The 24,722-nt window shown below is 71.8% G+C and carries 21 protein-coding genes and 3 pseudogenes; 10 read left to right on the forward strand and 14 right to left on the reverse strand.

Annotation, left to right across the window (positions count from 1 at the left end):
• Nucleotides 1-68: 68 nt before the first annotated feature.
• Nucleotides 69-515, reverse strand: coding sequence for an Lrp/AsnC family transcriptional regulator (locus tag AC0KTA_RS33155; protein WP_481051881.1), 447 nt, complete (start codon nucleotides 513-515; stop codon nucleotides 69-71).
• Nucleotides 516-732: 217 nt separating this feature from the next.
• On the opposite strand from AC0KTA_RS33155, the gene AC0KTA_RS33160 reads away from it, so the two are divergent.
• Both AC0KTA_RS33160 and AC0KTA_RS33165 read left to right on the forward strand, forming a co-directional pair.
• Nucleotides 733-1,203 (forward strand): rhodanese-like domain-containing protein, encoded by a 471-nt coding sequence (locus AC0KTA_RS33160; RefSeq protein ID WP_481051882.1) that lies wholly within the window; start codon nucleotides 733-735, stop codon nucleotides 1,201-1,203.
• A gap of 90 nt (nucleotides 1,204-1,293) precedes the next feature.
• A complete protein-coding gene (locus AC0KTA_RS33165; protein ID WP_481051883.1) occupies nucleotides 1,294-2,139 on the forward strand; it encodes an SDR family oxidoreductase in 846 nt (281 codons plus the stop codon).
• A 94-nt stretch (nucleotides 2,140-2,233) separates the two neighbouring features.
• Here AC0KTA_RS33165 and AC0KTA_RS33170 read toward each other — a convergent pair whose 3' ends face one another.
• Nucleotides 2,234-3,946 (reverse strand): DUF885 domain-containing protein, encoded by a 1,713-nt coding sequence (locus tag AC0KTA_RS33170; RefSeq protein WP_481051884.1) that lies wholly within the window; start codon nucleotides 3,944-3,946, stop codon nucleotides 2,234-2,236.
• Nucleotides 3,947-4,091: 145 nt separating this feature from the next.
• Here AC0KTA_RS33170 and AC0KTA_RS33175 point away from each other — a divergent pair, with 145 nt between their 5' ends.
• Nucleotides 4,092-4,676, forward strand: a complete 585-nt coding sequence (locus AC0KTA_RS33175; protein ID WP_481051885.1) for a TetR/AcrR family transcriptional regulator — start codon at nucleotides 4,092-4,094, stop codon at nucleotides 4,674-4,676.
• 166 nt (nucleotides 4,677-4,842) lie between these two features.
• Entirely contained in the window at nucleotides 4,843-5,727 is an 885-nt protein-coding gene (locus tag AC0KTA_RS33180; protein ID WP_481051886.1) for an NAD(P)-dependent oxidoreductase, read from the forward strand.
• Nucleotides 5,728-5,785: 58 nt separating this feature from the next.
• Here the strand turns inward: AC0KTA_RS33180 and AC0KTA_RS33185 are convergent, their stop codons facing one another.
• Both AC0KTA_RS33185 and AC0KTA_RS33190 read right to left on the reverse strand, forming a co-directional pair.
• Nucleotides 5,786-7,318, reverse strand: coding sequence for a GNAT family N-acetyltransferase (locus tag AC0KTA_RS33185; RefSeq protein ID WP_481051887.1), 1,533 nt, complete (start codon nucleotides 7,316-7,318; stop codon nucleotides 5,786-5,788).
• A 185-nt stretch (nucleotides 7,319-7,503) separates the two neighbouring features.
• Complete coding sequence (locus AC0KTA_RS33190) at nucleotides 7,504-9,084, reverse strand: alkaline phosphatase D family protein (protein WP_481051888.1); 1,581 nt, start codon at nucleotides 9,082-9,084, stop codon at nucleotides 7,504-7,506.
• A 333-nt stretch (nucleotides 9,085-9,417) separates the two neighbouring features.
• Here AC0KTA_RS33190 and AC0KTA_RS33195 point away from each other — a divergent pair, with 333 nt between their 5' ends.
• The gene (locus tag AC0KTA_RS33195) at nucleotides 9,418-9,828 is read left to right on the forward strand and encodes a VOC family protein (RefSeq protein ID WP_481051889.1); all 411 of its coding nucleotides are present in this window, start codon (nucleotides 9,418-9,420) and stop codon (nucleotides 9,826-9,828) included.
• Between the two features lie 28 nt (nucleotides 9,829-9,856).
• On the opposite strand, the gene AC0KTA_RS33200 is transcribed toward AC0KTA_RS33195, so the two are convergent.
• Entirely contained in the window at nucleotides 9,857-10,705 is an 849-nt protein-coding gene (locus tag AC0KTA_RS33200) for an alpha/beta fold hydrolase (protein WP_481051890.1), read from the reverse strand.
• Nucleotides 10,706-10,912: 207 nt separating this feature from the next.
• Here AC0KTA_RS33200 and sigJ point away from each other — a divergent pair, with 207 nt between their 5' ends.
• Nucleotides 10,913-11,803, forward strand: a complete 891-nt coding sequence (gene sigJ, locus AC0KTA_RS33205; protein WP_481051891.1) for an RNA polymerase sigma factor SigJ — start codon at nucleotides 10,913-10,915, stop codon at nucleotides 11,801-11,803.
• Nucleotides 11,804-12,091: 288 nt separating this feature from the next.
• Nucleotides 12,092-12,853, forward strand: a complete 762-nt coding sequence (locus AC0KTA_RS33210) for a GntR family transcriptional regulator (protein ID WP_481056649.1) — start codon at nucleotides 12,092-12,094, stop codon at nucleotides 12,851-12,853.
• Between the two features lie 104 nt (nucleotides 12,854-12,957).
• Here the strand turns inward: AC0KTA_RS33210 and AC0KTA_RS33215 are convergent.
• Both AC0KTA_RS33215 and AC0KTA_RS33220 read right to left on the reverse strand, forming a co-directional pair.
• A pseudogene (locus AC0KTA_RS33215) lies at nucleotides 12,958-14,116 on the reverse strand (ROK family transcriptional regulator).
• 155 nt (nucleotides 14,117-14,271) lie between these two features.
• Nucleotides 14,272-15,013 (reverse strand): annotated as a pseudogene (locus AC0KTA_RS33220) (transposase); the annotation flags it as partial.
• 464 nt (nucleotides 15,014-15,477) lie between these two features.
• Between AC0KTA_RS33220 and AC0KTA_RS33225 the strand changes: the two are divergent.
• Nucleotides 15,478-16,308 (forward strand): transglutaminase-like domain-containing protein, encoded by an 831-nt coding sequence (locus AC0KTA_RS33225; protein ID WP_481051892.1) that lies wholly within the window; start codon nucleotides 15,478-15,480, stop codon nucleotides 16,306-16,308.
• A gap of 417 nt (nucleotides 16,309-16,725) precedes the next feature.
• Here the strand turns inward: AC0KTA_RS33225 and AC0KTA_RS33230 are convergent, their stop codons facing one another.
• Both AC0KTA_RS33230 and AC0KTA_RS33235 read right to left on the reverse strand, forming a co-directional pair.
• Nucleotides 16,726-17,886, reverse strand: coding sequence for an alkene reductase (locus AC0KTA_RS33230; RefSeq protein ID WP_481051893.1), 1,161 nt, complete (start codon nucleotides 17,884-17,886; stop codon nucleotides 16,726-16,728).
• Nucleotides 17,883-18,308: a RidA family protein gene (locus AC0KTA_RS33235; protein ID WP_481051894.1), complete on the reverse strand. Its 426-nt coding sequence runs from the start codon at nucleotides 18,306-18,308 to the stop codon at nucleotides 17,883-17,885. The genes AC0KTA_RS33230 and AC0KTA_RS33235 overlap by 4 nt, the downstream gene beginning before the upstream one ends.
• 146 nt (nucleotides 18,309-18,454) lie before the next feature.
• Between AC0KTA_RS33235 and AC0KTA_RS33240 the strand changes: the two genes are divergently transcribed.
• Nucleotides 18,455-19,051 carry a TetR/AcrR family transcriptional regulator gene (locus AC0KTA_RS33240; protein ID WP_481051895.1) on the forward strand — a complete coding sequence of 199 codons (597 nt, stop codon included), beginning with the start codon at nucleotides 18,455-18,457 and terminating at the stop codon, nucleotides 19,049-19,051.
• Nucleotides 19,052-19,495: 444 nt separating this feature from the next.
• On the opposite strand, the gene AC0KTA_RS33245 is transcribed toward AC0KTA_RS33240, so the two are convergent.
• The 3 genes from AC0KTA_RS33245 to AC0KTA_RS33255 form a co-directional block, all read right to left on the reverse strand.
• Nucleotides 19,496-19,882: a hypothetical protein gene (locus tag AC0KTA_RS33245; RefSeq protein WP_481051896.1), complete on the reverse strand. Its 387-nt coding sequence runs from the start codon at nucleotides 19,880-19,882 to the stop codon at nucleotides 19,496-19,498.
• Between the two features lie 398 nt (nucleotides 19,883-20,280).
• The gene (locus tag AC0KTA_RS33250; RefSeq protein ID WP_481051897.1) at nucleotides 20,281-20,433 is read right to left on the reverse strand and encodes a hypothetical protein; all 153 of its coding nucleotides are present in this window, start codon (nucleotides 20,431-20,433) and stop codon (nucleotides 20,281-20,283) included.
• Nucleotides 20,434-21,088: 655 nt separating this feature from the next.
• Nucleotides 21,089-21,712, reverse strand: a complete 624-nt coding sequence (locus AC0KTA_RS33255; RefSeq protein ID WP_481056650.1) for an HAD family hydrolase — start codon at nucleotides 21,710-21,712, stop codon at nucleotides 21,089-21,091.
• Between the two features lie 180 nt (nucleotides 21,713-21,892).
• Between AC0KTA_RS33255 and AC0KTA_RS33260 the strand changes: the two are divergent.
• Nucleotides 21,893-22,648: pseudogene (locus AC0KTA_RS33260) on the forward strand (transposase); the annotation flags it as partial.
• A 27-nt stretch (nucleotides 22,649-22,675) separates the two neighbouring features.
• On the opposite strand, the gene AC0KTA_RS33265 reads toward AC0KTA_RS33260, so the two are convergent.
• Both AC0KTA_RS33265 and AC0KTA_RS33270 read right to left on the reverse strand, forming a co-directional pair.
• Entirely contained in the window at nucleotides 22,676-23,338 is a 663-nt protein-coding gene (locus AC0KTA_RS33265; RefSeq protein ID WP_016639509.1) for a response regulator, read from the reverse strand.
• Between the two features lie 73 nt (nucleotides 23,339-23,411).
• Nucleotides 23,412-24,650, reverse strand: coding sequence for a sensor histidine kinase (locus AC0KTA_RS33270; RefSeq protein ID WP_481051898.1), 1,239 nt, complete (start codon nucleotides 24,648-24,650; stop codon nucleotides 23,412-23,414).
• Nucleotides 24,651-24,722: the final 72 nt, after the last annotated feature.

Consider the following 24,722-nt stretch of genomic DNA (forward strand, 5'->3'; position numbering starts at 1 on the left):
GCCGGGCTCTCCGGCGCGGGCGCCCGACTTCCCGGCGCGGACGCCGGCTGACCGCCCGGCGACCGGTCTCACTGCGCCAGCGGGCGCCCCGTCAGCGGTGACGAGTAGACGACGCTCGTCGTCACCGAGCCGAGGGCGCCGATCTTGCCGGAGACCTCCTCCAGGTGCCGCATCGAGCGCGCGGCGACCTTGATGACGAAGCAGTCGTCGCCGGTGACATGGTGCGCCTCCAGGATCTCCGGGGTCGCCTCGACCAGATCGTGGAACGGCTTGTAGTTGCCGTTCGGATAGCGGAGCCGTACGAAGGCGAGCACCGGCAGGCCGAGCCGCTCCGGGTCGACCACGGCCGCGTACCTCTGGATGACCCCGGCTTCCTCCAGGCGCCGCACCCGCTCGGTGACGGCGCTCGCGGACATGGAGACGGCGCGCGCCAGCTCGGCGTAGCTGGCGCGGCCCTGCCGCTGGAGGACGTCGAGGATGCGCCAGTCGGTGGCGTCCGTGGAATAAGCGGTCATGTCCGAGAGGAAACAGGGAAAACCCCGGCTGATCAAGAGGTGGACCGGGAATCGCCTCTTCAGGACCGAGGCCCGCGCCCATAGATTTTCAGCCATGAACGCCACGACTTCGACGTCCACGATTTCGCAGACTGGCCCGAACGCTGCAAACGCGACAAATGCTGCGAGTGCTGCGAGTGCTGCGAGTGCTGCGAGTGCTGCGAACGCCGCAAACGCCGTGAACTCCGCGAACCCCGTCCTCCGCGTCCCCCCGGCCGCCCCCGCCGCGGCCGCCGCCCACTTCGCCGCGAGCCTCGCCTTCCACGCGGACGTGTCCGACGTCGCCGCCGCGCTCGCCGCCGACGGCGACCCTGGCTTCGTCGTCCTCGACTCCCGCTCCACCGAGTCCTGGGACCAGGGGCACATCCCCGGTGCCGTGCACCTGCCCACCGCGCTCATCCCGCTCCAGGCCGAGCAGCTCCTCGACAAGGCGGTCCCGGTCGTCACCTACTGCTGGGGCCCCGGCTGCAACGGCGCGACCCGCGCGGCCCTCGCCCTGGCCCAACTGGGCTTCCAGGTCAAGGAGATGCTCGGCGGCTTCGAGTACTGGGCCCGTGAGGGCTTCGCGTACGAGACGTGGGAGGGGCCCGGCCGCCGCGCCGTCGACCCGCTGACGGCCCCCGAAGGGGCGGCGGACTGCGGCTGCTGAGCCGGCGCGGAGGACGGGCTCTGCCTGAAGGTGACACGCCCCCGGTTAATCCCGTGCGCCGCGAGCCGTGAGCCCGCATCATGAGCTGTCATGCCCCGACTTCCCCAGCCCACCGCCGCCGAACTCCGCCGCGATCCGCTGCCGTTGCGGGGGCGCACCGCCCTCGTCACCGGCGCGAGTCGCCGCGGGGGCATCGGCCACGCCGTCGCCCGCCGCCTCGCCGCGTACGGGGCGAGCGTCTATCTGCATCACCACGTGCCGCACGACGCCGAGATGCCCTGGGGCGCCGACCGGCCCGAGGACGTCGCCGCCTCCGTGCGCGAGGCGCTGGCCGACCCGGACGCCCGCGTCGAGCACGGCCCCGCCGACCTCTCCGACGCCGACGCGCCCGCCGAACTCGTCGCCGCTGCCGCCGAAGCGCTCGGCGGGCGCCTCGACATCCTCGTCGCCAACCACGCCCGCAGCGGCCGGGACGGCACCCTCGACGAGATCGACGCCGCCATGCTCGACGCCCACTGGACCGTCGACACCCGCTCCGTGATCCTGCTCGTGCAGGCGTACGCGAGGCTGCGCGCCAAGCTGCCGCCGCGCACACCCGGCGGACGCGTCACCATGATGACGTCCGGCCAGGACATCGCGGGCGGCATGCCGGACGAGCTGGCGTACGCCCTGCAGAAGGGCGCCCTCGCCTCGGTGACCCGCTCGCTCGCGACGGGGCTCGCCGACCTCGCCGTCACGGTGAACACGGTCAACCCGGGCCCCGTGGACACGGACTACATGACGGGCGACGCCTACGAGGAGATCGCCGCCCTCTTCCCGGCCGGACGGTGGGGCATGCCCGACGACCCGGCCCGCCTCATCGCCTGGCTCGCGACGGACGAGGCCGAGTGGATCACGGGCCAGGTCATCGACTCGGAGGGCGGCTGCCGGCGCTGACGCGGCACAGGGGCAGAGTCGCTGACGCCGCACAGGGGCGGACGCGGGGAGGGCGGCGACCGCCGGTCGGCCGCCGCCCGTTCACCCGTTCACCTCAGAGCGCCGACAACTCGTCCACCAAGTCGTCGAGCCCCAGCGACCCCTGCGACAGCGCCGCCATGTGCCACGCCTTCGCGTCGAAGGCGTCCCCGTGCCGCCGCCGCGCGTTCTCGCGGCCCAGCAGCCAGGCGCGCTCGCCGAGCTTGTAGCCGATGGCCTGGCCGGGGATCGTGAGGTAGCGGGTCATCTCGCTCTCCACGAAGTCCGCGGGCCGGCTGCAGTGCGCGCCGTAGAACTCCTGCGCCAGGCCGGGAGTCCACCGCTCGCCGGGGCGGAACGGCGAGTCCGCCGGGATCTCCAGCTCCAGGTGCATGCCGATGTCGACGATGACCCGCAGCGCGCGCATCATCTGCGCGTCGAGGTAGCCGAGCCGCCGCTCGGGGTCGCTGAGGAAGCCCAGCTCGTCCATCAGGCGCTCCGCGTACAGCGCCCAGCCCTCCGCGTTGGCGCTGACGAGGCCGACGGTCGCCTGGTAGCGGGACAGGTTCTCCGCGACGTGCGCCCACTGCGCGAGCTGCAGATGGTGACCGGGCACGCCCTCGTGGTACCAGGTGGACACCAGGTCGTACACCGGGAAACGGGTCTCGCCCATGGTGGGCAGCCAGGTCCTGCCGGGCCGTGAGAAGTCCTCGGAGGGCATGGTGTAGTACGGGGCGGCCGCACCGCCGGGCGGAGCGATCCGGGACTCCACCTTCCGCACCCGCTCGGCGAGTTCGAAGTGCGTGCCGTCCAGCGCCTCGATGGCCTCGTCCATGAGGTCCTGCAGCCACTGCCGGACCTCTTCGACGCCCTCGATGTGCGTGCCGTGCTCGTCGACATGCGCCAGCGCCTCCCACGGCGTGGCCGCGCCCGGCAGGATCTTCTCCGCCTCGGCGCGCATCTCGCCGAGCAGCCGGTGGTACTCGGCCCAGCCGTACGCGTACGCCTCGTCGAGGTCCAGGTCGGTGCCGTTGAAGTACCGCGAGAGACGGGCGTACCGCTCGCGTCCCACCACGTCCGGCGCGCCCTCGACGGCGGGCGCGTACACGTCCCGCATCCAGTCGCGCAGCGCCACCACCGCGCCGGTCGCCGCCTTCGCCGCCGCGTCCAGCTCGGACCGCAGCGCCTGCGGGCCGTCCGCCGCGAACTCCTCGAACCAGCCGGGACCGCCCTCGGGCCCCGCCCACTGCGTGAGCTGCTCGATGAACGTGGCCGTCGGCCGCGGTGGCCCGAACAGCTTGCGCTCCAGGCCGAGTTCGAGCGAGGCGCGGTAGCCCTCGTACGCGGCGGGCACCGCCCGCAGCCGCTCGGCGATCGCCGCCCAGTCCGCCTCCGTCTCGGCCGGCGTCACCGTCAAGATCTCGCGGACCGCGTGCGGGGCCGTGTGCAGATTGCCGACGGCGCGCAGGCCCTCGTCGGCGTCGTGCACGGCCAGCTCCGCCGTGAGCCGCTCGCGCAGCAGCCGCGCGCAGCGCCGCTCCGCGTCGGTGTCGGCGCCCGGCCGCGCCTCCGCCTCGTCGAGCCGTGTCAGGGTCGTCCGCGCGAGCTCCGCGAGGGCGTCCAGGCCCGCGGGCGAGAGGTCGGGAAGCTTGCTGTGGCTCTCCTTGACGCCGAGGAAGGTGCCGGTGACGGGGTCCAGGGCGATGAGCTCGTCGACGTACGCGTCGGCGACCTGGCGGGGCAGCGGGCCCGGGCCCGCGTCCGTGGGGGTGATCTTCGTGTCTGACATGCGGACATCCTGATACGAGACAGGGGTGCGCGTCACTGCCACGTCGTCGCGGCGCCGGGTACGGAGGCCACGGCCCGACCCTTGGTGGAGGCTCTGGCAGATCCTTAATTGACTGATCGTTCCAGTTGGGGTTAGCGTCTGCGTCATGGCCAGGACCAAGGAATTCGATCCCGACGCCGCGCTCACGGCCGCGCTCGAACTGTTCTGGAGCCGTGGGTACGAGGCGACGTCCATGGCCGACCTCGTCGAGCACCTGGGCATCGGCCGCGCCAGCGTCTACGCGACCTTCGGCAACAAGCGCGAGCTGTACCTGAAGGCGGTGGACCGCTACACGGAACTGCGCCGGCCGCTGCTGGTCGACGAACTGTCCCGGCCCGGCCCGGCGTTGCCGGGCATCCGTGCCGTGCTGCACCGGTTCGCCGCCGAGTCATCGGAGCGGGACACCCGGCTCGCGGGCTGCTTCGTCACCAACACGGCGGCCGAGCTGGCCCCGCACGACCCCGCGGCCGACCGCAGGGTCGAGCTGAACTGGGAGCAGATCGAGACCCTGCTCCACTCCGCGCTCACCCGCGCCCGGACCCAGGGCGAGATCCCCGAGGACCGCGACCCGCGGGCCCTCGCCCGCATGCTGCTCGTGCTGCTGCAGGGGATGCGGGTGGTCGGAAAGGTGTCCGGCGGGGAGGCGCGCGTCCGGGACGCGGCGGACGCGGCGCTCGCGCTCGTGGGCTGACGCCCGCCCGGGGCCCGGCGGGGCCGACGTCTGCTCAGGTCTGGCGGGACCGACACCCGGCCCGGTCGTCCGGAGCGGTTTCCGTGCGCCGCTTTCCGGGTGCATCAGCACCCGTCGATAACAGAATGATCGGTCAAGAAAATTCGTCTCATGGAGGAGATCGCACATGGCGGAGAAGAAGGTCGCCGTACTCGGCACCGGGATCATCGGCGCACCCGTGGCGCGCCACCTGCGCGAGCACTTCAATGTGCGCGTCTGGAACAGGACCCGCGCGAAGGCCGAGCCCCTCGCCGCGTTCGAGGGCATAGAGGTGTGCGGCACACCGGCCGAGGCGGTCGCGGGTGCCGATGTGGTCGTGACCGTCCTCAAGGACGGACCGGCCGTGCGCGAGGCCATGGAGGCGGCGGCGCCCGGGCTCGCCGAGGGCGCGGTGTGGGTGCAGTTGAGTACGGTCGGCGGGGACGCGACCGACGAGCTGGCGCGGTTCGCGGACGAGCACGGGCTCGTTCTGTACGACGCTCCCGTACTGGGCACCAAGCAGCCCGCCGAGAACGGCCAGTTGGTGGTCCTGGCGTCGGGCCCGCGTGCGGCGGGGGAGCACACGGAGTCGGCGCGGCTGGTGTTCGGCGCGATCGGCGGCCGCACCCTCTGGGTCTCCGACGAGCCGGGCGCCGCGAGTCGCCTCAAACTCGCCCTGAACAGCTATGTGTTCACCCTCACGCACGGTGCCGCCGAGAGCCTCGCCATGGCCAGGGGCTTCGGACTGGACCCGGCGCTGGTCGTCGAGGCGGTCGCGGGCGGCCCCTTGGACAGCGCGTACTTCCGGGCCAAGACCGCCGCGATGCTCGCGGACGACTACGCGACCAGCTTCTCCGTGAGCAACTCGGTGAAGGACGCCGAACTCGTCGTGGCCGCCGCGGACGAGGCGGGCGTCGCCGCCGACGTCGCCGCCGCCGGACTGGACCGGTTCCGGCGTGCGGCCGAGGCCGGCCACGGCGACAAGGACATGGCGGCGTCGTACCTGGCCGGGCCGGGCGGCACCGGGGCTTGACGGCGGCGGCGCCTGCGTTCCCTGCGTGCGGGGCGGCGGGGGAACGCAGGCGTCGGCGCTACTGGCGGCTGTCATACGGCAGTTGGGACCGCACCGGCGTGGCGTCGAGGCGGGCGGTGATGACCAGCGTGCCCTCCTCGATCTGGAAGTCGAGGGGCAGGTTCAGTCCGCGCATCGCGGCGACCATGCCGGTGTTGGACGACTGGGTGACCGCGTACACGCTCTCGCAGCCCGCCTCGATCGCCATCGTGACCAGGCGGCCGAGCAGTTCGCCGCCGATGCCGCGGCGCTGCCACTCGTCCTCGACGAGCAGCGCGATCTCCGTCTCGTCGCCGTCCCACAGCAGATGGCCGAGGCCGACGACGCGGCCGGAGGCCGTGCGGGCGGCGAGCGTGCGGCCGAAGCGCGGGCTCAGGAGGTGGTTGAGGTAGCGGTCGGCGTCGTGCACGGGGCCGTGGTACCGCATGCCCAGGGTGCGCTTCGAGCAGCGGTCGTGCATGGCCTTGGCGGCCCGGAGGTCGCCCGTGTCGGCGCGGCTGACCGTGATGTCGCTGCCCTTGGGAAGTGACAGCACGTCCTTTCCGCGCGGGATGCGCGGGCCGAGCCGGGCGTCGAGTTCCACGAGCGCCCGCGCGCGGGCGAACTCCGTGGGGGTGAACGGGAGATAGGGCCGCTCGACCGTGATCACACCGCCTTCGGGGGCCCGCAGCCGCAGCACGGTCCCTTCCAGCGCGCCCTCGACGGGCACCGGCTCCTCGCTCGTGCGCCCGGAGCTCGTGGGTCCGGTGCTCGCGCGCCCCGTACTCGTGTGCTCCGTGCGCCCCGGCGTGGCGGGCAGTGAGCGGATGGTGCAGCGGCCCAGCAACTGGCGGAGCGCCAGCGGCAGTTCCGCCGCGTCCAGGGCCGTGCGGGTGGCCAGGCCGAGGATGCGCGTGGGCGCGTCCACCAGGTCGTGCGCGTCGGCCCGCTCGATCCAGGTGCCGGAGCCGCCCGCCCGCGAGACCGTGCGCGTGAGGTGCGCCGTGGGCAGCGTGGCCGGGGCCCGCAGCAGGAACTCGTCGACCGTGCCGTCGGCCAGCGGATGGGTCTGCAGGCTCAGGATGTCGACGCGGTCGTGCGCCAGCGCCGTGCACAGCGCGGCGAGCGAGCCCGGCTGGTCGCGCACGGTCGTCCGCATGCGCCACAGCGTCGTCGGCGCGCCCTGGGGGTCGACGACCTGCGGGTCGACGGCCGCATCGGAAACCGGCTCCGGCGCGGCTTCTGCGGCCGCTCCGGCGCGGTGTCCCGCGGGGTGCCCGGCCTCGTCCTCGCTCCGGGACGGCCGGGTGCCCGTATCGGACCCCTCGCCGCCCGGCGGCGCATGCGTGTGGCGCCGTGCCCACCATGTGTGGAACCCGGCCGTGGCCACCAGGATCACGGCCGAGACGAGGAGGAGCTCGGGCCCGTCCGGGCCGTGCCCCACGAGGTTCGCCACGGCGTCGGCCACGGCCACGGCCGTGAACAGCGCGGCGAGTTCGACGACATCCCGGCGCCAGTGGTGGGCCGGCCTGCCGTGCTTCTTGCGCGTCAGATCAGACATGTCAGCACTCATGCAGTCACTGTGACCGAAGGGTGTTGCGTGATCACGAACGGTTTGTGACTGATGGGTTAAGAGCGGTTCTGTCCGTTTCATTACTCTTTGCTCACCCTGGTTGCCCGTCGCTGTCCCCCGTACGCCCGCAACGGTCCACGCGGGTGCCGGCGGGCCCGACGGCCGGCCCGCACCCGCGCCGGCCGTCACTGGCCCACGCGTCCCGGCTGCAGCACCTTGGTGAAGAGCACGCCTCCGCCCTGCTGCCGCAGTCGCACCGTCAACTCGCCGCTGTCGCCGTCGATGTCCACCTCTCCGTAGTAGGGCGGTGTCTCCGCCGGCGACGTATTGGGACGGTCCGGCGCCTTGACGAACGTCTGGTCCGGGCCGAAGGTTCCATCCAGTTTCACGGCCGGGAAACCACCCGCGGCAAGCGGCCCCGACACGAACTCCCAGAATGGCGCGAAGTCCTTGAAGGCGGCTCGCGCCGGGTCGTAGTGCTGCGCCGAGGTGTAGTGCACATCGGCGGTCAGCCACACCGTGCCGGTGATCCGGCGGTGTTTGATGTGCCGCAGCAGCTCGGCGATCTGCAGCTCGCGGCCGAGCGGCGCGCCCGGGTCGCCCTGCGCGACGGCCTCGAAGTTCGTACGGCCGTCGGCCACCACCAGGCCCAGCGGCATGTCGGACGCGATCACCTTCCACACCGCGCGGGACCGCGACAACTCCCGCTTCAGCCAGGCGAGCTGCTCGGCGCCCAGGATGCCGATGGCGTCCTCGGGCTGCCGGCCCGGCGAGTTGGCGTTGCGGTACGTCCGCATGTCGAGCACGAAGACGTCCAGGAGCGGCCCCTGCCGCAGCACCCGGTACACCCGCCCTTCGCGGTCGCCGGGGCGCTGCGTGGAGATGGGGTAGTACTCGCTGAACGCCCGCAGCGACCGCCCCGCGAGGACGTCGACGTCCTTCTCCGTGTACCGGGGGTCGTCCAGGATCTGCCCCGGGTACCAGTTGTTGCGCACCTCGTGGTCGTCCCACTGCACGATGGACGGCACCTGCGCGTTGAAGCGGCGTACGTTCTCGTCGAGCAGGTTGTAGCGGAAGTTGCCGCGGAATTCCGTGAGGGTCTCGGCGACCTTCGACTTCTCCGGTGTGGTGATGTTCTTCCAGACACGGCCGTCGGGCAGCGTCACGCTCGGCTGGATGGGGCCGTCGGCGTAGATGTTGTCGCCGCTGCACAGGAAGAAGTCCGGGTTGCGGCCGCGCATCTCCTCGTACACCCGCCAGCCGCCGAGCTCCGGGTTGATGCCCCAGCCCTGGCCCGCGATGTCCCCCGACCACAGGAAGCGGACGCCGTCGCGGCGTCTGCGGGACGCCGTGCGGAACGTACCGGTGACGGGCCGCCCCGTGCGGCGCGGGTCGTCCGGGTCGGCGAGCAGCACGCGGTAGTGGATCTGCTCGCCCGAGGGCAGCCCGCGCAGCCGCGTCGTCCCCGTGAAATCGGTACCGGGGCCGAGCAGCGGGCCGTGCCGGCGGGTGGCCCGGCGGAACGACTCCGTGGCGGACGTCTCCACGATCATGCGGGCGGGCCGGTCGGAGCGGACCCACACCAGGCCCGAGTGGGCGCCCACGTCACCGGCCTGCACACCCCAGTCGGCGCTCGGGCGCCCCCTGAGGGCGAGCGCCGGGGCCGCACCGGACAGCGTGGGCACGGCGAGCGCCGCGGGCACGGCGAGCGAACCGCGCAGCAGGCTCCGGCGGCGCGGGGAGGGGCTCGACGGACGGTGTGACATGAAGACGCCTCCAGGGACGGCCGGTCGGTCGGTGTGCGGTGCCACGTGTTCGGGTTCGCGATGCCACGTGTACCCGCGATGTGCAGTGCCACGTGTACTGCCGCGTCACGGCGCTCACGCGAACCACAAGTGAACAACTGCCCCGGGGCGCGGGGGAACTGCCGCGCGGGCGCGGGGCACCTGGGGCCGAGGTCCTACGGGGGCACCTAGGGCCGAGGTCCTACGTCGCGGGCCGCGCGCAGGAGGACCGATGGCCGATGTTTTCAAGATCGGCCGATGTCTAGAGTGGCAGCCCGGTGCGCGACAGGGCGTGCTGCAGTCAAGGAGGACCCCGTGCCCGTGAACGGTCAGAGCCACATCCGCATCGCCCGCCCCTCCCGTGACCTCGCCGCCGCCGAGCGCTTCTGGGTCGGCGGCCTCGGCCTCGGCGTCCTGTACCGCCACGACGAGGGCGGCGGCCCCGGAGAGCACGCGCTCCTCATGGTCGGCTGGCCGGACGCCTCCTGGCACCTCGAACTCGTCCATGAATCCGCCGCCCCCGTAGAGCCCAGGCCCACCGAGGAGGATCTGCTCGTCATCTACGTAGACGGCGAAATTCCGCAGGACCTGGTCGACCGCCTGGAAGAGCACGGCGGCAAGCGGGTGCAGTCGCCCAACCCGTACTGGAACGAGTGGGGCGTCACCGTGCAGGACCCCGACGGCTACCGACTCGTGCTCAGCACGCGCGCGTGGTCCAACTCCTGAACCGGCGCGCGGCGCCGGGCTGGTGAGGTCAGCGGCTCGTGTCCAGGATGACGCGCGCGACGAGCGCGGGGTCGTCGTGCATCGGCACGTGCCCGCAGCCGGGCAGCCGCACGAGCCGCGCCCCGGGGATCGCGTGCTTCGCGCGGACGCCCTGGCGGCGCAGCAGCAGCCGGTCACGGGTGCCCCAGGCGACGGTGACCGGCAGCTCCGGCACGTCGTCGCGGAAGAGCACGTTCTGCCCGGCCACGAGCGTCTCGTGGAACCCGGTGGCCTCGCGCAGCGCGAGCGTCTCCGCGACCACCGCCTCCGGCGAACGGTGGCCGGGGCGGGCGTAGATGGTGCTCGTGAGTGCCGTCCGGCCGACCGCGCTCCGCGAGAGCCGCTCGATCATCGGCAACGGCATGAGCCGCGCCATCCGCCGCATCGCCAGGAGCGTCGTGAACGCGTACCGCCGCTCCGCCTCGTTCCAGAACCCGGCCGGGGACAGCGCGGTGACGGACCGTACGAGCTTCTCCCGGCCGAGTTCGAGGGCCAGCAGGCCGCCCAGCGAGTTGCCCGCCACGTGCGGCCGGTCGACCCCCAGGGCCTCGCACAGGGCGTGCAGCGCGGGCACGACCGTCGTCAGGTCGTACGCCAGGCCGTCCGGCAGGGCCGGGGAGGCGCCGAAGCCGGGCAGGTCCACGGCGATCACGTCGCGCTCGGCGGCGAGGATGCCGATGACGGGGTCCCAGGCCTGGCGGTGGTGGCCGATGCCGTGCAGCAGGAGCAGCGGGTCGCCGGTGCCCGTGCGTTCGTAGGAGACGGTCACCGTGCGCGGGCCACGGGGCGACTCGACGCCGAACGACACCTCTGCGACCTCTGCCACCTGTGCGGGCATGACTGCTCCTGACTTAGACATCCTGTCAGGAACAATTACCGCCCAGTAGCGACGAGTTCAAGAGGGCGACGGCACAGACTTGCGGCGAGCACCCGGCACAGACTTGCCGCGAGCACCGGACCCGCGCTCGCGGCCGGGCCGGTGTGATCCTCGTCCGGTTGCCCGGCGCGGGTGGACACGGGCAGATCCGTCGGCTGGGATGGTGAGGTGGCTACCGACACCGCGACCGACGTCTTCGAAGAGCACCGGCCCGTCCTGATGGGCGTCGCCTACCGCATGCTCGGGCGTGTGGCCGACGCGGAGGACGTCGTTCAGGACGCCTGGCTGCGCTGGTCCGCGGACGAGCGCGGGGAAGTGCGCGAACCGCGCGCCTACTTGGTGCGGATCACCACCCGCCTCGCCATCGACCGGCTGCGCCAGGCCCAGTCCCGCCGCGAGTCGTACGTGGGCCCCTGGCTGCCCGAGCCGCTGGTCACCGACTTCGGGCCGACCGTGCCCGACACCGCCGAGCAGGCCGTCCTCGCCGACTCCGTGTCGCTCGCCGTGCTCGTGGTCCTGGAGTCCCTGTCGCCGCTGGAGCGCGCGGTGTTCGTGCTGCGGGAGGCCTTCGGATTCCCGTTCGGGGAGATCGCGGCCACGCTCGACCGCAGCGAGGCCGCGGTGCGCCAGCTCGCCGGCCGGGCCCGCAAGCACGTGGAGGAGCGCAGGCCCCGCTACGAGGTCGACCCGGCCCAGCGCCGCGACCTCACCGAACGCTTCCTCGCCGCCGCCACGGACGGCGACCTCGACGGCCTGATGTCCCTGCTCGCGCCGGACGTCCACCTCGTCGGCGACAGCGGGGGCAAGGCCAGGGCGCCGCTGCGGGTCCTGGAGTCGGCCGACAAGGTGGGCCGCTTCGTCATCGGCGCGGCGCGCAAGGGCGTGCCGGGCGCGGCCGACGTCGAGTTCCGCGTCCTGGAGCTGAACGGAGCCGAGTCCGTCCTCGTCCTCGTCGACGGCAAGCCCGACAGCATCATCCAGCTCGAGGTCGCCGACGGACGCGTCCAGCGCGTGTTCATCGTGCGGAATCCGGACAAGCTCGTGGGGCTCGCCGACTAGGCCACCGATCAGGCCACCCGGCCCCCGCCCGTGCACTGGGCGGGGGCCTTGCCGTGCCCGCGCGCCCGCTGGACGTATCGGATTGCGTCACGTCGGCGCGCCCGGTGTCGACCACGCGCGAACAGCGCGTGAATGCTCTGTGGCATCACTTCAGTGCGGGCTGTAACGGACACAGGATTGGTCTTGACCAAGGGTGGGCGCGGCTCTATGGTCGCTGAGATAGTGCAGGAACCTTTAATAAACAAGGCGCGAAAAAGCCGCCTGCGCACGGCGATTGCGGAGGACAGGGTGGGGACCACGCAGCTGGAATCGGTGCCGGAGCCGAAGTACTGGCATCTCAAGACCGTGCTCAGCGAAGCACTGGACTCCGAGTTCGCCGTGGGCGAGATCCTGCCCAACGAGCGCGACCTCGCCGCCCGGTTCGGCGTCGCCCGCGCGACGCTCCGCCAGGCACTGGAACAGCTCGAGCTGGAGGGACGGCTGCAGCGCCGCCGCGGCGTCGGCACGACCGTCGCGCCGCCGCGCGTGGGCGTGGCCGTCGGCTCCGCCCAGGGCAGCTGGCCCGGCGCGGCCGGTGACGCCTGGCAGCCCGCGGACAGCGAGCTCGCGAAGGCGCCCGCCGACGTGGCCCGCACCCTCGGCGTCGACCCGGACGAGCCGGTGCACACGGTGCGCCGCACGCGCGTCTCGAACGGCCAGCCCGTCGCCGCGGAACTGCTGTACGTCCCGGCGGCCTCGGTCCCCGACCTCTCCGCGATCGACGCGCCCGCCGGCCCCGCCCGCGCGCGTGCCGTGCTGCGCGAGCTCGGCCGCCTCGACCTCGAAGGACAGGACCGCGCCGTCGAGCTCGGCTCCGCCCGCGCGGACGACGCCAAGGCCCTGGACCGCCTGCCCGGCGCGCCCGTCCTGGTCGTCACCACCCGCTTCCTCGCCGACGGCCGCACGGCGGCGCTCTCCATGGCCACGTACCGCGCGGACACCTGCCGCCTCACCTTCGGCGACCAGGGCTCGGTCGAGATCCACCACGGGCCGGAGCAGCGCGCTTCCTGAGGTCCTGCGAATCCTGAGGTCCTACGAAGCTCCGGGAAGTCCTGCACGGGACTTCCCGGAGCCTGCCGGGCGTTCGCGGATGGAGCCTGCCGGGCGTTCGCGGCCTACTGCCGTGCCGTCACCGTGCCCTCCACCGCGAACAGCTCCTCCTCCACGTGGTCGAGGGCGAGCCGCAGCGCGCCCGTGGCCACCGCGGCCTCACCGAGCATCGACAGGGTCACCCGCGGCGGCCTGAGGCAGTAGCGGGCCAGCTCGCGCCGGAGCGGCTCCAGGACGCCGTCGAGCCCCGCCGCCCAGCCGCCCACCACGACCAGCTCCGGGTCGAGCGCGAGGACCAGCGCCCCCACGTCGTGCACGAGACGGCGTATGAACCGGTCGACCGCCGCCAGCGCCCGCTCGTCGCCCTCGCGCGCGTGCGCGAAGACCTCCGCCACCGCCTGCTCGTCCAGCGGATGCAGCGGCTCGTCCGTGGTCGAAAGGAGCGTCCTCCGGCGTCACCTCGCGGCCCAGCAGGTGCAGCGCGCCGATCTCGCCCGCCGCCCCGCCGTACCCGCGGTGCAGCCGCCCGCCGATCAGCGAACCGGCACCGGGGCTCAGGCCGGCGAGGACGAACACCACGTCGTCGGACTCCGTCGCCGCGCCCTTCCAGTGCTCGGCGACCGCCGCCGCGTTGGCGTCGTTCTCCACCAGGACCGGGCACTTGAAGGACCGCCGCAGCCGCTCGCCGAGCTGCAGGCCCGTCCAGCCGGGCAGCGCCGTGCCGAGCCGCACCGAGCCGTCGGCCTCCACGATGCCGGGGCTGCCGACGCCGACGGCGCGCAGCGAGCCCCGGGAGACGGCCGCGCGGCGCAGCAGATCGGCGACGGCACCGCGCAGCCGGTCGAGGCGTTCGTCCGCGGGCGCCGTCTCGGACACGTTCTTCGCGGCGGTTCCGATGATCTTGCCGTCGAGGTCGGCGAGGACGGCGGCGACGCGGTGCGGACCGATCTCCAGACCGAGCAGATGCCCCGCCTCCGCCCGGAACCGGAACTTCCGCGCCGGCCGTCCCTGCCGGCGGGCACCGCCCTCGTCCGCGTCCGTCTCCACCACGAGCCCGGCCTCGCTGAGCCCCTCCACCACGCCCTCGACGGTGGGCCGGGAAAGCCCCGTCACCCGGGTGATCTCCGTGAGTGTCGCGAAATCCGCCGCACGCAGCGCGTGCAGCACCACCGCGGAGTTGATCCGCCGCAGCAGAGAAGGATCCCCGCCGGTCAGCCGCCCCAACGTCCGTCCTTCCGTCCCATGCGCATGATGGGCGAAGGGTACTCGGAAGGCGCCGACCGGGGCGAGTGCCGATCAGGCCGCCCGGACCCGGCCCGCGTGCGTGCCGGGCGTCGGGGTGCAGGCGGGGGTTCAAAGACAGGCTCTCGGCTTGTTATTTAACCTTTGCGAGCGTTCAGCCGATTACGTTCGGTGATGCTCTCGGGTCGTCTGGTCGATTTGCCCACGTCGTGATGGGCGGAGGTTCGGAAACCCCCGGCGGACCCTCGCGGGGGTGAGGCGGGCGGGCTCGGCCGGCTTCTCCCAGGGGCGCCGGAGGTCGGCGGCGGCCTCGCGAGTCAGCCGGAGCTGGGTGTGGGCGGCGATCACGAACCACGTCCACCGGTCGGCGGCCTCAGGGGTGCGGAGCTTCGGCCGGGTCCAGGCCGAGCGGGTGGTGAGCCTCGGGCGGATGCGGTCCCAGGCCATGGTCTGGGCGGTGCCGTAACGGTCGGTGGCCTGCGCCGTCTCCGCGTCGGGCTCGCCCCAGGTCTCGGGCTTGGCGAAGCGGAACTCCTTGCCGTGCTTCGGCGGTCGCCCGCCCTGGGGATAGGCCAGGGCGTACGCCTTGAGCGAGGGTGTCGGCCGTCGCATGACACAGTCCGCACGCATCCGTCCCAGCACCTCGACGGGCAGGCCGTCGAGGAGATAGGCCATGCGCGGGGCTTCGTATCCGGCGTCGAAGACGACCAGGACGTCCGGATCCCCCGGCTCCCACTGGCCGCCCTCGATCAGGTCGGCCACGACGCGGCGGACCTGGGCCGCGGTGACCTCGGCGACGTCGTCGTCCGGGCCGAGGCGGACCGCGTCCAGCAGTTGGCACCAAGAGGTGCGGCCGGTTTCCAGAGCGGCGACGAACGAGTCGCCCCTGCATGGCCCGCCGCCACGTCCGCGGTCTCGTCATCCGCGGCACACCGCACCATGAGGGCGTCTGCCACCGGCACCGCCGATGGCTCCTCGGAGACGAACAGCACAGACTCACGCGACTGCCTGAGGTTCTCCAAGCCAACCGCCAACATCAGCGGATCGCTCGCCGAGGAACCCACCCCTCCACCGCGCTGGCTTACGTCGGTTCCCTCCGAGGCCCGGATCGAACTGGTCACCTATCCCGACGTCGTCGTTCTCACCGGCCTGTTCGCCTCACCCCACTGGCGAAACCACCCGCGGCTGCCGGCCGAGACGGCACAACGCTTCGGTATCGCGCTCCGCGCTCCCCAGCAACTCCCCTCGGACCTGGGCCGGAAACGTGGCTGAGCGCCTCATGGCCACGGGGCCCGGGATCGGCTGGGCCGGTGTGTCAGACCCAGCCCTTACGATGCTCAGCTGTGACCGATGACGTGCTCAACTACGCGCGGCCCGGCCCCTTTACGACTTTGGATGCGGCGCAACTCCCGCTCATTGAGGGACTGCCGGACGACCCCGTCGGCATCTGCGCCGCCGTTCAGGGACTGGTCATCCAGCCCACAGACGCCGCGGCGTTAGGGATTCCCGAGGACCGGATCGCAGAGAAAAACATCCGGCCGGTCAACGAACTGATTGCCGCGCTGACTGCCCTGGATCCGGCTCCACTGCACCGGCCTCGAACACCCGAAACGCGGGTGATCGGCACCTGCCGGCACTTCGCCACGATCGCCTGCGCGATCCTGCGGGCGCGAGGTGTCGCCTCCCGCGCCCGGTGTGGTTTCGGCACCTACTTCCAGGAAGGGCGCGGCTTCGACCACTGGATCACCGAGTACTGGGACGATGACCAGCGCCGCTGGGTGCGCGTCGACACCGAACACCTCGGCAAGGACTTCGTCACTCGCCCAGACGACCTCGCTCCGGGCGAGTTCCTCACGGGCGGCGAGGCATGGGCCCAATACCGAAGCAGCATGATCGATCCGCACACATTCGGGGTGGTCGGCACCGATCACGCCTGGGGTCCGCATGAGATCAGCGGCAACGTCGTCCGCGACCTCGCCGCACTCTGCAAGCGGGAGACACTGAACTGGGACGAGTGGGGCCGCATGACCGCGGCCTACGAGGGCAAGACCGGACCGGACTACGACCAGCTGATCGACGTGGTCGCCGGCGCCTGCTCCAAGGACGATCCGTCGGCCTTGATCCGTCTGTCCGCCAACCCGGACCTGGCCGTTCCCCAGCACATCATCGGTTGAGCGAGGTCGGGAACCGACTGGCGGCGGTTCAGTCGACGCCGAGCGCCGCAGTGGCCAACTGCGGCGCGCAGCCACAGGAAACTGTCACCTTGAGTGCGAACCCTGAAAGCAGGCGTCTCACCATCCTGGCGATTCCCAGCTCAGGAAGCACCACCCCGCCATGATCGATGAGACGCGCACTCGGCGCTGGCCGCAGCCCTTCCGGGACGCCTTGTCTCGCCCTCCGTGAGTCGCGACTCAACCTGTCACCTCGCAGGTCAGCGGCCTCACTTCTTCAAGATCTAATGAGACGGGACACCCGGGCCCGCATCAGCCCTCTGACAGCGCTTCGCCCCGCCGCATGGCGGCGGGGCGAAGCAACCAGGTCCGGATTGGCCCACAGCATCCCTGTGGGGGCCGGTCCGGGCATCGGGCGACTTATGCGACTGCCGGGACCTTGGGGGTGTCCGTCGCGGCCGGGTAGTCGATGTACCCCTCCGCCCCTCCTCCGTACAGGTTCTCCGTCGGCGGCCCCGCGAGCGGGGTGCCGTTGGCGAGGCGGGCGGGCAGGTCCGGGTTCGTCATGAACAGGCGGCCGAGGGCGACCACGTCCGCGTGCCCGTCCCGCACCAGCCGCGCCCCCGCGCCGGGGCTGCTCGGCGCCGGGCCGTTCGTGTTGGCGACGAGCGTTCCCGACCAGCGCGTCCGCAGGTCCGCGATGGCTCCGTACGCGCCGTTCTCCAGCACGTGCAGATAGGCCAGGCCCAGCGGGTCCAGTGCGTCGACCAGCGCACGGTACGTGGTGCGTGCGTCGGCCTCGGCGAGCTGGTTCTCGGCGTTGTCCGGCGAGATGCGCAGACCCACGCGGTCCGCGCCGACCTCGGCGACGACCGCCTCGACGACCTCCGTCGCGAACCGCAGACGGCCGGTGATCGAGCCGCCGTACTCGTCCGTGCGCAGGTTGGTGTTGTCGGCGATGAACTGCTGGATGAGGTAGCCGTTCGCGCCGTGGATCTCCACGCCGTCGAAGCCCGCCTCGATCGCACGCCGGGCTGCGGACGCGAAGTCCCGTACTGTCTGGGCGATTTCACCGACCGTCAGCTCACGGGGGGTCACGTGGTCGAGCAGCCCGTCCCGGGTGAAGATCTGCTTCCCCTCGATGGCGACGGCCGACGGGGCCACCGGCAGCTCGCCGTCCGGCAGCGTCAGCGGGTGGGTCATCCGGCCCACGTGCCACAGCTGGGCGAAGACCGTGCCGCCCTCGGTGTGCACCGCGTCCGTCACCTCTCGCCAGCCACGCACCTGCGCGTCGGTCACCAGCCCCGGGATGCCGGGGCCGCCCTTGGCGAGCGCGTTGACGTAAACGCCCTCCGTGATCAGCAGCCCGGCTCCGGCGCGCTGCCGGTAGTACGTCGCCGCGTGCGGGCTCGGCACCCCCGTCACGTCGTCGGCCCGGCCCCGCGTCATCGGGGCCATCGCCACCCGGTTCGCCAGCTCAAGGCGCCCCGCCCGGTACGGCTCCAGCAACTCCCGCATTCCCACACCCTCTTCCGGCATTTCCGCGTCCCGCGTCCGTCCCGTCACGACCCCGGCGCTCATGCGGCGCTCCGGTCCAGCGCGATGACCTCGACCTCGATCTGCCAGTCGGGCTGGGCCAGCGAGACGACCTCGACGAGGGTGTCGGCGGGATAGGGCTCGGCCAGGAACTCGCCGCGCAGCGTGATCACGTGCGGGAGGTTCGTCGTCATGTCCCGTACGAAGATGCCGACCTTGATCACGTCCGTGAAGGCCAGACCGGCCGCCTCCAGCACCCGTCCGACGTTCCTGAACGCCTGCCGCCCCTGCGCCAGGAACCCGCCCTCGACGGTCGTCCCGTCCTCCTCGAAGCCCGCCTGCCCTGACACGTACACGAAGCCCCCGGCCCGGACGGCCTGCGATATCCGGTACGGCGCGTACCAGTCCGGCGTGGTCGCGATCTTCTCGACGCGCCCCACGGTGGCCGCGCTCTCGTTGCTGGACATGCCTCTCCCCTTGTCTCGGCGGGGACCGGCACCGGCCCCCGCACGACTGCGTTACGAAACGTTCCGTAACGTCACCGGAAGCTAGATCACCCCGGGCGCCTTGTCAAAACGAAACGTAACGTCACGTGAGCGGTAGAGTGAGGCCCATGACCCCCGACCCGAAAAGTGAACGGCGCAGCGAACGCGCCCGACGGGCAATCCTCGACGCGGCGTTCGACCTGGTGAGCCGCAAGGGCTTCGCGAAGTTGACGATCGAGGCCATCGCCGCCCAGGCCGGCGTGGGCAAGCCCACGATCTACCGTTGGTGGCGCTCCAAGGGTGCGGTGGTGCTGGAGGCGATGAGCGGGGAACTCGGCGACGACTTCGCCTTCCCCGACACCGGTGACATCGCCGCCGACCTCACGACCCAGATCACCGCGGTGAGCCAGCGGCTGATCACCGGCAGGATCAGCGAGGCCTTCAAGGGCGTCATGGGCGAGGCCCAGAACGACCCCGCGCTGATGAAGGCGTTCCGCGAAACGATCCTCGAGCCCAGCATCGCGGAATGCCGGGCCCGCCTGGATTCCGCCGTCGCCGCCGGGCAGCTGCGCTCCGACGTGCCCACCGACGTGATGGTCGACCTCTTCTACGCGCCGATCCACTACCGGCACTTCCTGGGCTTCGGCGACGACGCAGTCAGGCGCAGCGCCGATCTCGTCCAGGACGTCCTGCTCGGCCTGCGGCCCCGGCCGGACGCGGGGTGAACGACCGGGGCCCGGCCATTCGTTGAGGATGCTGTTGGCCAATCCGGGTCCGGTTGCTTCGCCCCGCCGCGATGCCGCGGGGCGAAGCGCTGTCAGGGGGCTGGTGCGGCTGCGGGCCCGTGGGCCGGCCAGGGAGTCTGGCCTCGACGCCCAGTCGTTCTACCTGTTGACCACGGCTGAACTCGCGCGCCGCCACACCACCCTCGGCACCCGCGCTCCGCTCCACCACTACTTCTGCAACAGCCGTGTCGTTTGAGAAGGTGACGTCGACGACACGGGCGGCGAGCTGAAGGATGCGCGGGTCGTCGGTGAGCAGCTGGAGTTCGGTCATTGCCTCACCGACGGCGGTGCGCGCTTCGAGGGCAGCCTGCTTGGCGGCCGCATGCTCCGTGGCGGGAACATCGGCCTCCCGCAGGACGGAGCGCTCGTTCTGCAGGCCCTCGGTCACCCGGGGTGGCGTCCGCGTTCCGGTAGCCGACCTCCGCCGCCCTCGCGAGGGCCGTGTCGTAGGCGTCCGGGGCAAGGGTCGTCTCCGGCTCGGGCTCCGGCGCGCAGCTGGCCGGAGAAGGCGTCGGCCGCGGCGCGGTCGGCGGCGCGCGCCGACTGGTTCGCGAGGTGGACATCGACCTGGGCCTGCTCAGCGCCCTCGCGGGTGCGGAATCCCATCTGCAGGCCGGCGGGCCCGTAGGACGCCCACCGCTCACCGTCCTTGATGTCGCGGCCCGAGCGCCAGTAGGTGCCGCCGATGCGCTCGCCGTCGACCAGGAGGTAGTAGTCCTCGCCCCAGTTGTCGGCGTCGCCGAGGCTGCCGTGGCCGGGGTGCTCGGGCACGCGGGTGACGGCTGGCTCGGCGGGGGGTTTGGTGGTGCGGGGCGCCCGCCACGCTCAAAGCGGACGCCTAGCAGGAACTGAGCGACCGGGGCCGCGAAACGCAGGCCTTCGTCATCGCCTGCCTGAAGGCCCTGGTCGCCGACCCGGACGGCTTCCTGGAACGGCTCGCCGTGCACTGGCCCGAGGACACGCCCCGCGGCCGGCCGCGCCGAACCCCGCCCACTTCCACGCAGGACTGACGCGAAGCGCGTGGCGGAGCGCCTGTCGGCGAGACCCGGAATCAGCCTGGGCGCCACCCGCTCCACGCGTCGCCGCTTCCCAGAGCCGCCGAGCAGGCGTAGCCGTCGAGTGCCGTTGCCCCTGGCCGGCTTCGGCTTCGCTCTTGGCAGGGTTGGCGTTCAGCTCCGGCGCAAGCACCGGACCTTCTGCTGCGCGATGCTGATGGCCCGCTCCAACTCGATACGGGCGTACTCCTGCTTCATGGCGCACTTCATCAGGGCGTAGTGCTCCGCACACGTCACCCGCGCACTGGGGCGCGGTTCGGGGAGCACCGTGTTGAGGTAGGCCTCGACGCGCTCGACGACAGCGAGCAGCTCTCCGGAGGCCCCGAGGGTGGTTCCCCGGGGCCTCTGACAACATCACAAGCCCCGCAGCGCCAGACAACGAGGTGATACACCGTCACACCACAAGGCGCCCTCCACTCACGCGTTTTAAAAGACACCTCACGATGCCACCACCCCAGGCACCGGCCCGCGCATCGATCTACGTTGAGGCGTTACCGCCCGGCTGCCCTAGACGTCACGATCCGGCACTCGAACATCCCGAGATCCACTCGCTCCCTCGGAACGCCCTTAACTACGGATTAGCTGTGCGAGAACTCAGAGGAATCCCGCGAAGCCAATTGTGTTGTTGACCGTCTCATTGGACTGGTCGAAGGTGTGGATAACAGGGTCCGTGCTACCGCAGTGGTTCAGCGGGCCTGTCGCTGGCGTCTTAACGGCATGGCCAGCAAGGGCGCCACTGCCAAGCACCGCCCTGCTGAGCTGACAATGCCATCTCCGCCCAACATCAGATTGCCGTTACACGGTGAACGATGACCAGGCCGGACTGGACATCAATGCTCTCGTGATCAGTTCTCGTACAGGAACTTATAGAAACGGGCCCGCGAATGAGGGCCGAGGGGGGGACTGCCCGGGCCTGTGGCGTTCAGATGGAGCATGAAACCGCCCTGTTCAGATGGTCCGCGATGCGCGCGATGGTCCCCGTGTTCTCCTCGAACAAGTGGGCCTGCATGCCGACTGCCTGGGCGGCCTCGACGTTTGCCGCGACATCGTCGACGAACAGGCAGCCCTGCGGGCGCACTCCCAGCCGGGCACAGGTCGTGTCGAAGGCACGCGGGTCGGGCTTGCTGACGCCGATCTCGTGGGAGTAGATGATCTGATCGACCAGTTCGTCGAAGTGGTACGCGGCTACCTCCCGCTCCCGGGCCCCGACAAAGCTGTTGCTCAGGATGCCCAGCTTGCAACGCGCCCGCAGGCCCCGCACATATGCGATCAACTCGTCATTCGGCGTTCCCAGATACTCAGCCCACAGGTCAGCCATGAAGGCTTCCGTCTCAGCGGCGTCGAGACGGAGGCGGTCAGCCACCCGATCGTGCACCTCTCGCTCGCTGACCGCCCCGACACTGCCCGCCTGCCAGACCTCTCCCAGCCGCTCGTGTACATCACCCGTCGGCAACCCGAGCAGCTGTTCCCAGCGTCCGACCCACCCCGTCTTGGGAGTGAACTCCAGCACTCCACCGATATCGAGAATGACGCAGCGCGAGTCCAACGGATTCCCCCTCGTGCATTGCGTGGCCGAGTCACCGGCACGCAGTTCGCTCATGTGATCCATGCACACTGTCGGCCTTCGCCCCACCCGTTGGGGAGTTCGCCGGGCATGCTGACGGCCCTCGCATGACCATGCGTTCCGCCACGGAATCACGTTTATACGAAGGCCGTAGAGGTGAGCTTGCTGCACGACGATGCCCGGCGGGACGCGTTCGACTTCACGTCACACTTCCGGGACGACTTCTATGCGTGCCTCACCGCACGCGGTGACACCCTGTTCGAGATCACGGACGCGATGCTGTGTGAGAACGGGCCGGTGACCTCGCCGGTCGATCTGACGCTGCTGGCCGAGCACCGGCGTGGGCACGGCGCGTTGTACGACGCGCTGAACTGCGGGCGTATCGATGTGGCCGGGCTGCGCCGCGCGCTGGCGATGCTGCCGCAGCCCAAGGCCGCCGACAACCGGCTGGTCCTCGCAGCCGACGTGAGCAACTGGCTGCGTCCCGACGCGCCGACGAGCCCGGACCGTCTGTTCTGCCACGTCTACGGACGCTCGGGACGCTCCAGCGACCTGTTCATTCCCGGCTGGCCGTACTCCTTCGTCGCCGCCCTGGAGACGGGCCGCACATCGTGGTGCCAGCTCCTGGTCGTCTTCGACGCTGGCAATGACGCCCCGTGCATGCCCTACCTCCTTGCCGGCCTGCCCGTCGAGGTGCTGGGACGGATGCGTGCGGACCGTGTCATGCGACGGCCGACACCCTCGCTCAAGGAGTACGCCCCGGCCTATCTCCAGGGCGGGCGACCACCGAAGCACGGAAAGGAGTTCCGCTTCACCAGGCCCGATACCTGGGGCGAGCCCGACGCGGCCACCACGCGGGTCACCGACCGGTACGGCACCGCCCGCGCAATGGCCTGGGACCGCATCCACCATCAACTCAAAGCTCACAAACCATAAAGAACAAGCTCAGCCCGGGGCGACAAAACCGGATTCGTACGCCGTGATCACGGCCTGGGTCCGGTCGCGCGCCCCGAGCTTCGCGAGCAGCGAGCTCACGTGCGACTTCACGGTCTCGGTGCCGACGACGAGGCGCGCGGCGATCTCCGCGTTCGACAGGCCGCGCGCCATGAGCCGCAGCACCTCCTCCTCACGGCCGGTCAGCGCGGCCCGCTCCAGCGCCGCCACGGCGTCCGGATTGCCGCGCAGCCGGCCGTGCGCGCCCGCCAGTTCACGCACCGCCGCCGGGAAGAGCAGCGACTCGCCCTCGGCCACCAGGCGCACGGCGTGCACGATCTCCGCGGGCCTGGCCCGTTTCAGCAGGAACCCGTCGGCTCCCGCGCGCAGCGCCTCGTACACGTACTCGTCGTTCTCGAAGGTCGTGATCACGACGATCTTGGGCGGGTCTGCGACCGTGCGCAGCACCGCGCGGGTGGCCTCGATGCCGTCGAGGAGCGGCATGCGGACGTCCATGGCGACCACGTCGGGCCGCAACTGCCGCACCAGGGGGATCACGGCGGCGCCGTCGGCCGCCTCACCGACGACCTCGATGTCGGGCTGCGCCTCCAGGACGGCGCGCAGGCCCGCGCGGACGAGGGGTTCGTCGTCGACGAGAAGGACGGTCACGGGCATCCGGTCAGCGTAGATCACGGTTTCTCTCCGTAGGCCACGAGTGCCGAAGCGCCGCTCTTCGTAGAGCACGCCCTCACACCAGGGGCAGTTCGACGCGGACCCGCCAGTCGCCGTCGTGCGGTCCCGTGTGCGCGTGGCCGCCGAGGAGCGTCGCGCGCTCCCGGATGCCGCGCAGGCCGCTGCCGCCGCGGCCCGTCGGTGCCGTGGGCGCGGGCAGTGCGTTGCGTACGTCGAGGGTGAGCAGCCCGTCGTCGGCGGCGACTTGGACGCGTACCGGAACCGCGCCCGCGTGCCGCAGGACGTTGGTGAGGGCCTCCTGGAGCATGCGGTAGCCCTCGCGCGACACCGGCCCCGGCAGCCGGTCCACCGGGCCCGTCACCTCCGCGTCGACCTTCGCGCCCGACGTGCGCGCGGAGTCCAGAAGGCGCCCGGCGTCGGCGAGCGTCGGCCGCTGCCGCGCGGGCTGCCCGTCCTCACGCAGGACCCGCAGCACCCGGTCGAGATCCTCCAGGGCGTGCCGGCCGGTGTCCTCGATGGCCTCCAGCGCGCGGTCGGTGAACTCCGGGTCGGCGGCGGCCCGCGCGGCGCCCGCCTGCACGACCGCGACGGTCAGCGCGTGCCCGAGGGAGTCGTGCAGCTCGCGGGCGATGCGGTTGCGCTCAAGGAGCTGTTCGGTGCGCTCCTCCAGGGCGGCGAGGCGCTGGGCGGGGGAGGGGCCGAGGAGGCGGCGGGCGGCCGCGGCCATCAGGAGTCCGGTCACCACGACGAGGGCGTAGAGCGCCATGAGCGGCACAGGCACGAGCAGTGCGCTGAGCCACCAGGGTCCGTCCAGGGAGAACAGCGGGCTGTGCGGATCCGTCGGCGCGTCGTTCGCCGCCGCGCCGATCAGCGCCAGCGTCTGGCTGATCAGGTTGACCGACGCGATGGCGACCGCGCCACCCATCTCCAGGCGCAGCAGGAGCCATAGCGCGGTGCGGGCCCGGTCGTGCCACGACGCCGACGGCGTCACGGAGACACCGGAAGCGGCGTCGTCCTCGTGCGGATCGGCGCCCACGCGCGCGTGGGCACCCGGAAACAGCATCAGGCGCGCCTGGAGGCCCTCGGCCCGGCGCATCGCGGGCAGCAGCGCGGCCGCCGTCACCAGCGGCACCGGGACGACGAAGAACATCAGGATCCAGTCGGCCGCCGTCGCGTTCGTGATGCCGATGATCGACGCGCACGTCAGCCCGACGACGGCGCCCACGACCAGGTGGAGCCAGCGGGTGTACGTGACCGCGCGCGTGAGCGCCCCGAGGAGCCAGGACAGGGACATGCCGTCATCGTGCCAGCACCCGCGCCGGGCCCGGCTCCCCCGCACGGGGGAGACGATCTCCCCGGGCGGGGG

This window comes from Streptomyces sp. Y309 (genome assembly GCF_056712025.1).